Raw genomic sequence first — 12493 nt, 5'->3', positions numbered from 1 at the left:
GATAAAAAATCTCATATCGATTTTGAACTCAATTGGCTTAACTATCTATCCGAAAATATGTTGCAAGTTGCCCGACCTGTTCCTAGTAAAAACAAAAAACTATATGAGATCATAAAATGTGATAATAAAAGCTATATCCTATGTGCTTTTGAGAAAGCAAGCGGTAAACTCGTTGATACAAATAATTCTATTGAATGGAATGAGAATTTGTTTAAACGTCTTGGAGAGATCATGGGAGAAATGCATAGTCTTACAAAAAAATATTTAGGTGGCATAGATTTAATAAGACGCCATGAATGGAATAGAGATATTTTCTTTCAACCAGAATATAATTTCACAAATGATGACGAGGTTGAACAAATTTGGCATCAGATAACGGATGAGCTTCATAAACTTCCAAAAACAAAAGCATCATACGGAATTATACATAACGATCTACACCAATTAAATTTTTTTGTTAATGGTGAGAATATTACAGTTTTTGATTTTGATGATTGCATATGTAGTTGGTATACTTTTGATATTATGTTAACAATGTACCAAATGGTTTCCGCTATTCCATATGAACAAGGAGAGGGACGAAATCAATTTGCACAAATGTTCATAGAAGCCTTTCTTCAAGGATATGTAAGATATAACAGCCTAGAAAAGCATTGGGTTGATTATTTTGATTTGTTTCTTAAATATCGTAGAATATGCTCTTATAGATTCATTCAATATCTCTTTGGAAAAAAGCCTAATAATCCTCATAAGTCATATTGCGATTGGCTAAGAAGAGAAATATTACAGGATAAACAATTTGTTTCTTTAGATATACCTAAGATAAAATCCCTTCTGGGTTAGATGTTGTCTCTTTAGACCCTTAAAACATAAAATAAAATAGTGAGGTGTCCTTTGCCACATATTAGAGTTCGGCCCACGGCCTTAATAATTAAAGAAAAATTAATCTTATTGGTAGAGTATGATGATAACGGGATACATTATAACTTGCCAGGTGGAGGTGCTGAACCAGGCGAAACAATAATAGAAGGAGTAATCAGGGAAGCATATGAAGAAATAAATGCAGAAATTGAAGTTGGTCCGCTTGCTCTTGTTTACGAGTTTGCTCCTAATAAACAATCCGGAGATTACGATCCAAATGGAACACATGGACTGCACTTAATATTTGAATGCAAATTGAGGGAAGGGACAATGCCTAGACTTCCTGATCATCCTGATCCACACCAAACAGCAGTTAAATGGATTCATATCGAAGAGTTGGATTCAATATTGCTTATTCCAAATATTACGGAGCAAATAAAATCATATATAAACAATAGGAAAAATATTGAAATAATTGAGGATTACAGATTGAAACCGCTAAACATTACTTGAGAGTTGCAAAATCATACCCATTGGAAAATGGAAGGGAGAAGTTATGAAACGCTTAACGATCAAGATATTATTAACTATATATATCCTATCTGGGTGTAATAATTCTGAAAACTTAGAACTTAGTAAATCTACACAAGAAACCCAGCAGAACATCCCATCTGAGATAGGTAGTTTTGATTCTTCCAATTCATCACTTCAAATAGAAGATTTCAGAAATAACATTGAGATTTACGATGGTATCTCTTTAAAGGAAATAGAAATAACAGGGAAGACATATAGTGCAAGGTTTGTCAAACAAGACTTCCTTCCGTTTGGATTATACATTCCAGACTTTATTACCGAGGAAAAATTTGAGGATGGCAACGAATTTTTGGGGCCAAATAATTCAATAATTAGTTTATTTGAGCGTTATCAGCTAGATATCGATATATTAGAAGTCAGGGAAGACTTAACAGGGTACCAACATTACATTGGATCAAATATATTTGATGGTCCAGATCAGATTAAAGTTAAATATGAGGATTTCTTTAGTTATTCATATAAAGAAAATGAAGTCATCATACGATTATCCTATTTTGAAGAGGATAAAGAAACCCTGTTACCACAATATATAGACATTGTAAAAAATATTAAATATGTAGAATAAAAGAGAATTTTAAGTATTGCTTCGAAGTCTGGGACATCTAATAACATCGTAAAATAAAGGGAGAGAACCCAATGAATTTAGGTAATCCAATAGCCAGAGGAAATACTGCAAAAATTTATCTTTCCGACAACAAAGTAGTAAAAGTTTTTAACGATTATTTGCCAGATACGGAATCCTTAAATGAAGCAAAGAAGCAACAATATGCCTATTCATGCGGACTTCCTGTTCCTGAGGTTCTAGATGTTACCAAGATAAACGGAGAACAAACAATCATAATGGAATATGTTAAGGGAGAAACATTAGGAGATTTAATGTTCAAAGATAAGGAACAAGCAGAATATTACTTGAATATTTCAGTCGATATGCACCTCAAAATTCATAGCATTATTCCAGATACAATTGAATCAATGTATGATAAGTTATACCATCAAATAGAGGCGGGGAATAAATTAGATAAAAGACAAAAATCTTATCTGTTAAAGAAATTGGAATCATTTACATATGAGAATAGGCTCTGTCATGGCGACTTTCATTTATTTAATTTGATTAAGGCAGAGAACAAAGTGGTAGTTATAGATTGGGTTGATTCGAGTGCAGGAGATATTCGTGCTGATGTATATCGGACCTATCTTTTATATTCCCAATTTTCATCTGAATTAGCTGATATGTATTTGCGACTATATTGTGAACAGAGTGGACTAGTAAGGTCTGACGTTTTTCAGTGGGCTCCAATCATTGCTGGCGCAAGATTATCTGAACGTGTCTCATCGGAGAGTTCAGAACGACTTATGGAGATCCTAAATCGCTATTGCCCATTATAATATCAGAAACACTGTGTTTGTAATTTCACTTACTTTGGGTTTAACAAGCAAGGGGTTGCATCGATGGCAATATAAACAAGAAAACATCAAAACTATACTCTTAACGGAGGTTTGTTAATGAATATCGAAGTTGTCATAAATAATGGAAAGAAAATGGCTATAGTAAACTCAAATGAAGTTTTAATATCAGACGTACAAAGTGCACTAGATTTAATTGCAACAATAAGATACGAAGCAGACTGTGATTATTTTGTAATGAACAAGCAGGTAATATCCGAGGACTTCTTTAAATTGAGTACGAAACTAGCCGGAGATATCCTTCAGAAGTTTATCAATTACCAAGTCAAAGTTGCGATTGTTGGAGATTTTTCTGTGTATTCAAGTAAGAGCCTAAAAGATTTCATATATGAAAGCAATAAGGGGAAAAATGTATTCTTTTTAGGATCTAATGAAGAAGCTCTTGAAAAGTTAGGCAAGATTTAAAACAGAACATTTGAATTCAGACTTAAGGTGGTGAGGGATCGTGAATGCAAGAACGTTACCTGAAACCGCGAATAACTTTAGTATAAAAATATCAAACCATTAGAAAAGGAATGAGAGAGTTGGATAATCCATTGATTGTTAGACAGGCAACAATTGAAGACCTGGAAGAAGTAGCAATTCTATTTAATGAATACAGAATATTTTATAAACAAAAGTCTGATCTTGAGGGAGCAAGGCAATTTCTATTTGAAAGGTTTGAACATTGTGAATCAATTCTGTTCATCGCCACAGATACTGAATTGAATAGGCAAGTCGGCTTTGCTCAACTATATCCCAGCTTTTCCTCGGTATCAATGGAAAGATCATGGATTTTAAATGATTTATATGTAGCTTTAGAGTACAGAAGACGTGGTGTTGCTCAATTATTATTAGATTCAGTAAAATCATTCGCAAAGAAAACAAAAGCAAAAGGAATAGGACTATCAACAGCAATTGATAATGAGAGAGCTCAAAGAATATACGAACGAAACGGATACAAGAAAGATGAAAAATTTTTTCACTACTATTTAAATCTATAGTAATTTTGTAATTATTTTCAATGCAGCCGGGGGCATCAGATAATAAAATATTCAAGCGGCGGCTGACGATTTGGTCTGCAGAAGAATTTTTCAGGGAAGATACATAGGCAGATACACTGACTTCTCTAAGGTAGGCTTGTCTAAGGGAAGTCAACGTCATGAATACAGAACGTTATATGCAATCCGAACATGCTGTTACCAAATAAAATGAATTTCATAAAAGGGGAAGAATAAATGATTAAATTAAAAGAAGTTAGTACAGAGAATTTTTGGGAGATTATTGGATTAGAAGTATCCGAGGAACAATCTGAATTAGTAGTATCTAATGCTATATCTATTGCACAGTCAAAAGTACAACCTGAATGTGTACCTATGGGAATTTACGAAAATGAAACACCAGTTGGTTTTTTAATGTATTGCATAGATAGGGATGATAATGAGTATTGGATATACAGATTAATGATTGATAAAAAACATCAATCCAATGGTTATGGAAGAAAGGCAATGGAACAACTTTTGAAGATAATTAAAGAAGATAAATCGAGAAACAAAGTATATCTAGGGGTTGATAAAAATGGTATTGAGTCTATTAGACTATATGAAAGTCTAGGTTTTAAATATAATGGACAAGTATTTGGTAAAGAGCACATTATGGTATTAGAATATTAAATAAAATGTAGACTAACTTGTATAAAAATCACCAATATATTGAATCATTTGCAAGGGGGAAAGTCATTGAAAAGATACTTACCAATTTTCTTCTTAGCATTACTGCCAACAATTCTTGTATCTTTCCTTCTTATTAAGATTTTTCCTGCTACAGGACCCGCAAGACTTATATCTGTGCCCGGTACTTATTTTGTTAACAGCAGCATTATTATATTGGGCTTAATTCTAACAAGAAAAAAGAACAGAATAATTAATTCAGCGGTTTGGTTTGTAATTTTCCTTCTTACACTGATCAGTACAATGTATTTTCATCCCCAAGAGTATAGACCAAGCGTTCCAAAACAGATAGAATATGGGGTTTTAGCAATAAGAAATTTTGAAAGATCGCCTTTGACCGACATAGAGTTGCCAATATCTGATGGGAAGTTTCTACATAAGGATAGTAAAATTGTGGATGCAGGGGAAAGATATGCGGTTGCTCTTTATAAGTATAGGAAACAGATCCCATTAGACGGTTCTTATCATATTTATTTAAAGAACAAAGAAGATAGTTATTCAATACAAAGTATTGAAGAGATACCAACGAAGTTAAATCAATATCATAGACTGATATGGTGGTATCTTGAAACATTTAGATATTAATGAAAAAATCAAGGCGGCAGACATAATTGGAGGGCGCTTTCAATGAAGAAAAATAAAGTACTTGTTAAAACCATGACAAGTGAATATGGAGGTATAGCTCACCCAATAATTACTGTCGATGACATCCCTTTGGATGTTTTTCTACATAACCTTCATCCTGAGAGTCTATATTTAGGATTAGTCCCAACAATTATAGATTGGATTGATATACCAAAAGAGAGGGGGCTAGTTAAAAGCAGATTTAAATCTATAAAACATACTGAAATTCTCCCAATCTTAATGTGTCCTGATGATTGCGATTTATGGTGTACAGTTATAGTTGCTGAAGTAATTAATAAAGAAAATCATGTAATTTGGAGTAGAATAGGAGTTGATTCAAGTAATAGAGAGGAATTAATAGAAACTTATGAATGTATAGGCAGGAGAGTGGATTGGTTAAATAAAGTTCCTTCAATGACATTTAGTAAGAAAGAATATTACCGGGAATTGGATAAGATATACAATGCTATTGAAGGGAAATAAGTAAGTAATATAACTATGCTAGTATATATGATTTGCATGCTAGAGACAGAAAGATAAATTTTATTACTGAATATGATTCGATGACCGGGTAAGAAGATATATTTTATAATCCCCCAAAAAAATTATTAATGATATCAAAATAAAAGATGGAGAGATTTTTCCATGTTCTTCATGCTACCTAGATATTAACATTCACAAGATGTTGGGAGCATGGAAAACTAACTCTTGTTCTAATTGTGCAGGAAAAATTAAGAAGAGTATAGGGCAACAGTCACATAACAGTATATCTACACTACGGGGGACAAGCCCCCTAGTCGCAGATGTATTAAAACATTATGAACTCAGCGCCACATTCCATTCACTAACCTAGTCGGCTTGACTTCTGCTAAGAGAAAGGCATTTCTAAGCTCAGTCTGCGCCTGTAAGTTCGGAACGGCGTAGATACCAAACGTTATATGCAATACAACTTTATTGGGGGTAAAATAGTATTAGCATTTAAAATCAAATGGGTCACCGACCAATGAGTGATGAAATGCGGTGAATTAATATAATTTGTGTCTACTATCTTGACGGAGATCTAGCATATACAAGATTCCATTAGGGATACTGTATACATTATGATCGATGGTCTACCTTTGCTTTCTTGTTTATTAGCAGTTTTTGCATTTGTTCTCTGAAAAAGGATCATTAACAGCACGAATGCTGGCAATTTGGTTCGTTCGATAGAGAATTTGAACGGGACCTGCGCACCTAAAACATTTCCACAGTGTGATCCAATTTCTTCCTTGTCTAGTTTGTACCTTTTCTACAAAGGAAGGGAATCCCTTGCTTTTGCCCTTAATACGTACGAACACATATCTACCGGCATACTTTTTAAGCCTGCGTAGTGACATGACATCACCCCCTTATCATTGTCTTACTATTTTATATTCTGCACACTCCTTCGTTGTGTGTGGATTGTAGCCTTAAATCAGCGGAAGTTGCCTGAAGTCGTTGTTACTGCTAATAAATCTTATCCATGCACTTGTAGGCTCAGAAGAGTCTCAGATAAGGAAAGCTAGGTGAAATTCCAGCAAAAAACTATTCAAAGGAGTAATACATGGAAGTAAAAATAAAGAAACTAGATTCAATTGATGATGTACCTATGGAACTATTATTATTAGCAGATCCATCGATAGCTAATATACAAAAATACATCAACAATAGTTTAATATTTGTAGCAACATCAGAAGAAGACACTGTTGGAGTAATTATTGTTTTGAGTCATAATGAATCCACGATGGAGATCATGAATGTAGCAGTAAATGAAGAGTATCAAGGCAAAGGTATTGGGAAAATACTAATCCAAGCAGCAATAGAGTTTTGTAGAAGTATCAATGTACGAAGAGTTGAAATCGGTACAGGGAATTCGAGCATAATGCAACTTGGATTTTATCAAAAATGTGGTTTTAGAATCTATGAAATATGGGAGGATCATTTTATTAATAATTATGACGAAGAGATTTACGAGAATGGAATTCAATGTAGAGACATGATAAGACTAAAGATCGAATTATGAGTAATTAGAAGATGGCTGGAACTTCACCTAAAAATGATTTCAAGCTGCTAAGAAGAAGATTCTAAGTAGATATAAAAACGTATGTTCTCATAACGCGCGATTGTGGTATAATATGGATGCACAATAGAATCGGTCTCAAGGGTGGTCGGCTCATCTTCTAGGGAGGGAGGTGTTGCCATGACAGTTTTTGAATCACTCAGTCTAATGATTGCATTTGGATTGTTTGTGATTGCACTTCTGTCCTTCCATAAAAGGAAGTAGACCTCCCTTGAGCTTGGTGAGCCAGGAGGTCTAACTTCTAAAAATCATTCGATTCAAGCCGATCGCCTTTAAGAGGCAATCTATTGTGTGGCCGTAGATGTTAGCGCATCTGCGGTCTTTATAAGTTTATTCATACTAAATGAATTTAAACATACTTTAGATAAATTTTAACATGTTTGATTTGGTAATGGAAGGTATTATCGAATTATTTGCAGATCATAATTTGAAAGATCCCTCTAAAGAAGGACTATACGACAATCGTTAAAAGGGTTTAGATTGCAAATTTTCTTGCCAGAAGGCAAGCGCTTACTATCCTTCCTTTTATCCATTTTTAGAAAAGGTTTATGATTATTGTTCATAATAAAATGGATAAAGATTTTCCTTATATTACGAATAAATTGTCAGCTTAATGATAAGGGGATTATTGAGTATGATCTGTAAAGTCAGAAAAGGCACTATCCATTATGAAGTTTGTGGAGAAGGGGTTCCGCTACTAATATTACATTCAATGGGAACGGATTATCGTTCAATGAAAATGTGGATGGAACCAATTTTTAGTTCTATTCAAGGGTTTAAAAGATATTATATAGACTTACCTGCACATGGTTTGAGTAAGATTGATGAAAGTTTAAAATCAACGGATGATATGCTTAATAACATATTAGAATTCATTGAAAAAAAAGTATCTAATCAATTCTTTCATCTGGTTGGCTTTTCCTTTGGAGGCTATCTTGCTCAAGGTATTCTTCATTATAAACGAAAGCAAGTTAGAGGGCTTTGTCTGTTGGCTTCCGCCCTACATTTAAAAGAAAAAGCTCTTCCTAAAAAGGTAGTCTATGAAAAAGATGAAGTATTATTAAATACGTTGAATCCTGATATAAGGGAAGCTTTTGAAACACTGATGATAATCCAGAATGAAGAAAATCTCAAAAGGTTTTTAAGTGAGCTTCAACCTGGACGGTTACTAGCGAATAGGGAGGTCTTAACATCAAGTTGGAGAGAAAAAGAATACTTTCTTTCAGAAGTTCCCTTTCATGATGTCGAGTCACTTCCGCAATCTGCCTTAATTATTTTGGGCAAGCAAGATTTTATTTGTGGATATAAGGATCATGAATTTCTTATAAATATATTTCCAAATTCTACTTTCGTCATATTGGACAGAGCTGGACATATGCTCCAAATTGAAAAACGTGAAGTAATCCAAGTGTTAATTAAAGATTGGTTAATAGGATTATAGATCATTGAATGCTAAACCTTCGGTCTTAGTAGAGGATACGAAGAAGAATTTTCCAAGACAGATCCTCTTCTCTAACCGAGACGGCTAATGGGCGCCGTAGGTACGTAACGTTAGGGGAAGTTGGTGCGAAAAGCATAAGAACAAATGAAAACAAAGGAGACATGAAAGATGCCAAAAACATCAAAACAAATGGTAGAAGAGTTTAAATCTTTTATTCCTTTTGTAGAAGGATTAAATATCATTGAGGAATCCATTTGGAATAAAGCTTTATCGGAAGGTAATTGGTCATTAAAAGATGTTATTAGCCATATCATGCTTTGGGATAAATACTTTTATGAAGAAGGAATTGAAAAGATTAAATTAAAGCAGCAGGTTACTGTGAGGCATTTAAATTTTGATGAATTTAATGCAAAAGCAAGGGAATACGCAAAAAACCAAACGAAGGAATCTATTATTGAGCAATTCGTTGATTATAGAACAAGAATCATAAATGATATAACTGAATTGCAAGAAGATGAATACACCAAAGAGTACAAAGATGGGGATGGAAATAAATTTACAATTCATGGGTATTTGAGAGGGTTTATACCGCATGATAAACACCATAAAAAACAGATTGAAAAGGTTATACATGATTGTAAGTAAATCGAAGAAGTATATCCAAGCTTCGGCGCTTTGCTCCCCGGTCTGCCAGAGGGGTTTCGAAAAAGTAAATTCGTGCAGAGCGTTATTAATTTAGACATAAAGGGGATTGTTATATTGAAGAATATTGAAATAAAACGTCCAAGTAAGACAGATTTCGATAGATTAATTGATTTTTTTAGACTTGTAATTATAGATACATTCACAAAAGAGGGTATTTCACATTTAAAAGATGATATAGAGAAAGAAATAAAAAATAAGATTCATTATCTGCATATGGATTTAGAAAGCAATGGGAAAGATAGATATTTTTTAATTGCTCTAGAGCATAACCAAGTAATAGGAACGATTGAATATGGACCTATTAGTCAACTAATTAATGATTGTACGCAAGGAGAATTTGAGGATTTGGTAGAGGTAGGAACATTATTTGTTCATCCTGACCATCAAAAACTTGGAATCGGAACATTACTTTTGAATACGGTTTATCTTACCTTACAAAGCCATGGAATAAATGAATTTTGCCTCGACAGTGGATATAATGGAGCTCAAAAGGTATGGAAGAAGAAATTCGGAGAACCCGACTACTTATTGAAAGATTATTGGGGTAGAGGATATGATCATATGATATGGAGAAATAATATAAAAGAAATTCCAATAAATTTTAGAGTATAAACGAAACGAAGGCAAAGCATATTCCATTATATAACAATGTGTTCGCGTATCTGATGGAAAACACCCTCGGGCTCGATGAAGACTCAGAGAAGGCATCATGGAGAAGCCCAAAAGAAGATGATCGTTGTAAAATTTTATACAAAGGAGTAGCTTGTGGATAAATCTTTGATGAAACTCACCCAAAATTTTAGTACAAGTGGAGATTTGGAAAAGGATGTAACATCCTTCTTGACTATACATAACTGTAAACAAACAGCGGAACACTCTATCAAGGTCGCGTATGAAGCTAGACGATTGGCAATCAGGTTTGGAATCGATGAGGTATCTGCTTTTACAGCTGGTTGTTTACACGATATTAGCGCCGTTATTCCAAATAGTCAAAGAATAGAAGTATCAGACAATTAGGTTTAGAAATCTTAGAAGAAGAAAATGAATTTCCTATGATTATTCACCAGAAACTATCAAAAGTTATTGCTTATCATATATTTAAGGTAGAGAATTCAAATATTCTCGATGCAATAAGTTGTCATACTACATTAAGAAAAGATTCTACTGAATTAGATCAAATTGTTTTTGTAGCTGATAAAATCCAATGGGATCAGACTGGAACTCCTCCATATATAAGGGAATTAAAAGAAAAGCTCGATATATCCTTGAAACATGGTGCGCTATCATACCTTACTTATTTATGGGATAGAAGAGAGTCACTTAGAGTATTACATCCATGGTTAGTTGACGCATATATGGAGTTATCAGAGGAAGTGGAAATAGGTTAATACAAAATAATGTGGAAAATACCATTAATAAGAAGAACGGAAGATGATTTAAATGAAAAGTCTACAAGCTGGATATGGGCTAGACCGAAATGGATACATTATGAGTGATGTTGCTTTGGACAAGATTGATAATGCCTACTTTCCTTCCATAAGAGAGTCTGTCGAGAAACTAGAACGGTTGTTTCCACATCTATGTCATAGTGTTTACGTATATGGTAGTGTTGCAAGGGGGGAAGCTGTGGCAGTTAAGTCAGATTTGGACCTCTTAGCTATATTCAATAGAAAACTAAGTGCTGAAGAGTTGGTGGAATTAAAGAAACTTACTGGTGTATTGTCTCAAAAATATCACTCTTTGGTTCGCGATATCGGCATAGCTCATATTAATTACGACTATGTGGTTGACCCAGCGAATTACTATGAACAAGCTTTTCTAAGGGAGCTATGTGTTTGTATCCATGGAGAGGATCTTCGAGAACGATTCGGTCCTTATAAACTCACATCAGAAATAGCGATAAGCTTTAATGGTGATATTAGTGAAGTTCTTGCTCGTACAATGAGTCGGTTTGAAGGAGCTTCAGGGGAGGAATATAAAACACTTGTAAAAAGCTTTTCTCGTAAGCTCATTCGAACCTACTATTCAATGGTGATGGTGCGATCTCAAATATGGTCGACAAGACTGCACGAGCAGTCTGAGGTTATTATCAAGTACTTTCATCATAAGGAGCCTATTATTCGTACCTTGCAGAGATGGATAGAGGAACCACCGACTAACCAAGAATTGGTACTGAAGCTCTTCTTGAGAGAAGGGAAATGGGTTACTGAGAACTTCGAAAGTGAGGCTCGAATCTCCTCCATAACATAAAGGATTGTCAGTTTTTAATACAGGAAGTAATTCAGAGGTGAAATTTCATGCTGAAAATATTAAAAATACATCCCGAAGATTATCCAAATGGAAAAAAAGTTTGGTATAAATATACATCAGATAAATATTTTGATGTAAATATAGTTGAAGAGGGCAACTGGATCATTAACTTAAAAATGAAACAGTTTGATTCACCATTTGAAAAAGAATTAGAAGTAGAGATTTTTGAATATGCAGAGAAGTAAGAATAGAAATAGGCTATTTATTAAGCAACGTTCGCTAAAAAATATCTATCACCAAGTAAAGAATTTCGGCTCTTCGTCATTTTCTGTGTAACTCGCGCATTTCAGCCTTTTCATAGGCTAGTCTTTCCCCTTCTTCACTTAACTACCACTCAGATGATAGAGCGTAAGGGTCAAGCGGTTTGGGCTTGAGGCTTACGCGGCATCATCTACACTGTGGGCAAGTGAAGAAGGAATAATCGACTGTTCTTTCGAACATTCTAGTTTCACTCGAATACGGAAGTTTTCCATATTACGAAAACCATAAGAAATACGTTTGCGATTCTTTATCTTGTGATTAATTCCTTCTGTTTTAGCATTCGTATAGCGTAACTCAAAGTAATTTAAAATATACGATTTCCATGTTTCTAAAGTCTTGCAAACTTCATGATAAGATGGGAAAGGACTTTTCTTTGCTTCAATGATCCAGTTGTTCAAAAATGAAGAAGCAGCTTCATAATTAGGT

Annotated in this window: 18 protein-coding genes and 1 pseudogene; 17 read left to right on the top strand and 2 right to left on the bottom strand. The window is 34.0% G+C overall.

Going from position 1 to position 12493, the window contains the following annotated elements; genetic code table 11:
* From JCM10596_RS22105 to JCM10596_RS22065, 9 genes are all read left to right on the top strand, one after another.
* A partial coding sequence (locus tag JCM10596_RS22105; protein ID WP_025028971.1) for a phosphotransferase enzyme family protein occupies positions 1-843 on the top strand: 843 nt, incomplete at its 5' end.
* A gap of 51 nt (positions 844-894) precedes the next feature.
* Positions 895-1374, top strand: coding sequence for an NUDIX domain-containing protein (locus JCM10596_RS22100; protein ID WP_025028970.1), 480 nt, complete (start codon positions 895-897; stop codon positions 1372-1374).
* Between the two features lie 43 nt (positions 1375-1417).
* Positions 1418-2020 (top strand): hypothetical protein, encoded by a 603-nt coding sequence (locus JCM10596_RS22095; RefSeq protein ID WP_025028969.1) that lies wholly within the window; start codon positions 1418-1420, stop codon positions 2018-2020.
* Between the two features lie 71 nt (positions 2021-2091).
* Complete coding sequence (locus JCM10596_RS22090; protein ID WP_025028968.1) at positions 2092-2841, top strand: aminoglycoside phosphotransferase family protein; 750 nt, start codon at positions 2092-2094, stop codon at positions 2839-2841.
* A 117-nt stretch (positions 2842-2958) separates the two neighbouring features.
* Positions 2959-3324, top strand: coding sequence for a DUF4180 domain-containing protein (locus tag JCM10596_RS22085; RefSeq protein ID WP_025028967.1), 366 nt, complete (start codon positions 2959-2961; stop codon positions 3322-3324).
* Positions 3325-3443: 119 nt separating this feature from the next.
* A complete protein-coding gene (locus tag JCM10596_RS22080) occupies positions 3444-3902 on the top strand; it encodes a GNAT family N-acetyltransferase (protein ID WP_234410612.1) in 459 nt (152 codons plus the stop codon).
* Between the two features lie 234 nt (positions 3903-4136).
* A complete protein-coding gene (locus JCM10596_RS22075; protein ID WP_025028965.1) occupies positions 4137-4571 on the top strand; it encodes a GNAT family N-acetyltransferase in 435 nt (144 codons plus the stop codon).
* Between the two features lie 66 nt (positions 4572-4637).
* Positions 4638-5213 carry a hypothetical protein gene (locus JCM10596_RS22070; protein WP_025028964.1) on the top strand — a complete coding sequence of 192 codons (576 nt, stop codon included), beginning with the start codon at positions 4638-4640 and terminating at the stop codon, positions 5211-5213.
* A gap of 42 nt (positions 5214-5255) precedes the next feature.
* A complete protein-coding gene (locus JCM10596_RS22065) occupies positions 5256-5735 on the top strand; it encodes a hypothetical protein (RefSeq protein WP_025028963.1) in 480 nt (159 codons plus the stop codon).
* A gap of 650 nt (positions 5736-6385) precedes the next feature.
* On the opposite strand, the gene JCM10596_RS22060 is transcribed toward JCM10596_RS22065, so the two are convergent.
* A complete protein-coding gene (locus JCM10596_RS22060) occupies positions 6386-6628 on the bottom strand; it encodes a hypothetical protein (protein WP_025028962.1) in 243 nt (80 codons plus the stop codon).
* 206 nt (positions 6629-6834) lie between these two features.
* Between JCM10596_RS22060 and JCM10596_RS22055 the strand changes: the two genes are divergently transcribed.
* From JCM10596_RS22055 to JCM10596_RS22020, 8 genes and pseudogenes are all read left to right on the top strand, one after another.
* The gene (locus JCM10596_RS22055) at positions 6835-7293 is read left to right on the top strand and encodes a GNAT family N-acetyltransferase (RefSeq protein WP_025028961.1); all 459 of its coding nucleotides are present in this window, start codon (positions 6835-6837) and stop codon (positions 7291-7293) included.
* Between the two features lie 177 nt (positions 7294-7470).
* Entirely contained in the window at positions 7471-7554 is an 84-nt protein-coding gene (locus JCM10596_RS29345) for a putative holin-like toxin (RefSeq protein WP_148302687.1), read from the top strand.
* 430 nt (positions 7555-7984) lie between these two features.
* The gene (locus JCM10596_RS22045) at positions 7985-8791 is read left to right on the top strand and encodes an alpha/beta fold hydrolase (protein WP_025028960.1); all 807 of its coding nucleotides are present in this window, start codon (positions 7985-7987) and stop codon (positions 8789-8791) included.
* Between the two features lie 168 nt (positions 8792-8959).
* The gene (locus JCM10596_RS22040; protein ID WP_025028959.1) at positions 8960-9436 is read left to right on the top strand and encodes a DinB family protein; all 477 of its coding nucleotides are present in this window, start codon (positions 8960-8962) and stop codon (positions 9434-9436) included.
* 114 nt (positions 9437-9550) lie between these two features.
* Entirely contained in the window at positions 9551-10108 is a 558-nt protein-coding gene (locus JCM10596_RS22035) for a GNAT family N-acetyltransferase (protein ID WP_025028958.1), read from the top strand.
* A gap of 168 nt (positions 10109-10276) precedes the next feature.
* Positions 10277-10884 (top strand): annotated as a pseudogene (gene yqeK / locus JCM10596_RS27050) (bis(5'-nucleosyl)-tetraphosphatase (symmetrical) YqeK).
* A 52-nt stretch (positions 10885-10936) separates the two neighbouring features.
* Entirely contained in the window at positions 10937-11746 is an 810-nt protein-coding gene (locus JCM10596_RS22025) for a nucleotidyltransferase family protein (RefSeq protein WP_025028957.1), read from the top strand.
* A gap of 47 nt (positions 11747-11793) precedes the next feature.
* The gene (locus JCM10596_RS22020; protein WP_025028956.1) at positions 11794-11991 is read left to right on the top strand and encodes a hypothetical protein; all 198 of its coding nucleotides are present in this window, start codon (positions 11794-11796) and stop codon (positions 11989-11991) included.
* 192 nt (positions 11992-12183) lie between these two features.
* Here the strand turns inward: JCM10596_RS22020 and JCM10596_RS27045 are convergent.
* The coding region (locus tag JCM10596_RS27045; protein ID WP_034682078.1) for a transposase at positions 12184-12493 on the bottom strand (310 nt) is incomplete at its 5' end.

The organism is Caldalkalibacillus mannanilyticus JCM 10596 (assembly GCF_000615945.1).
GTDB lineage: Bacteria > Bacillota > Bacilli > Caldalkalibacillales > JCM-10596 > Bacillus_AT > Bacillus_AT mannanilyticus.
This window is presented reverse-complemented; position numbering and strand designations above follow the sequence as displayed.

What these genes read in the sequence shown, in the direction of transcription:
- JCM10596_RS22095 (WP_025028969.1), top strand. Translation starts at nt 1,418, where the DNA reads ATGAAACGCTTAACGATCAAGATATTATTAACTATATATATCCTATCT.
- JCM10596_RS22090 (WP_025028968.1), top strand. Translation starts at nt 2,092, where the DNA reads ATGAATTTAGGTAATCCAATAGCCAGAGGAAATACTGCAAAAATTTAT.
- JCM10596_RS22085 (WP_025028967.1), top strand. Translation starts at nt 2,959, where the DNA reads ATGAATATCGAAGTTGTCATAAATAATGGAAAGAAAATGGCTATAGTA.
- JCM10596_RS22075 (WP_025028965.1), top strand. Translation starts at nt 4,137, where the DNA reads ATGATTAAATTAAAAGAAGTTAGTACAGAGAATTTTTGGGAGATTATT.
- JCM10596_RS22065 (WP_025028963.1), top strand. Translation starts at nt 5,256, where the DNA reads ATGAAGAAAAATAAAGTACTTGTTAAAACCATGACAAGTGAATATGGA.
- JCM10596_RS22060 (WP_025028962.1), bottom strand. Translation starts at nt 6,628, where the DNA reads ATGTCACTACGCAGGCTTAAAAAGTATGCCGGTAGATATGTGTTCGTA.
- JCM10596_RS22055 (WP_025028961.1), top strand. Translation starts at nt 6,835, where the DNA reads ATGGAAGTAAAAATAAAGAAACTAGATTCAATTGATGATGTACCTATG.
- JCM10596_RS29345 (WP_148302687.1), top strand. Translation starts at nt 7,471, where the DNA reads ATGACAGTTTTTGAATCACTCAGTCTAATGATTGCATTTGGATTGTTT.
- JCM10596_RS22045 (WP_025028960.1), top strand. Translation starts at nt 7,985, where the DNA reads ATGATCTGTAAAGTCAGAAAAGGCACTATCCATTATGAAGTTTGTGGA.
- JCM10596_RS22040 (WP_025028959.1), top strand. Translation starts at nt 8,960, where the DNA reads ATGCCAAAAACATCAAAACAAATGGTAGAAGAGTTTAAATCTTTTATT.
- JCM10596_RS22025 (WP_025028957.1), top strand. Translation starts at nt 10,937, where the DNA reads ATGAAAAGTCTACAAGCTGGATATGGGCTAGACCGAAATGGATACATT.
- JCM10596_RS22020 (WP_025028956.1), top strand. Translation starts at nt 11,794, where the DNA reads ATGCTGAAAATATTAAAAATACATCCCGAAGATTATCCAAATGGAAAA.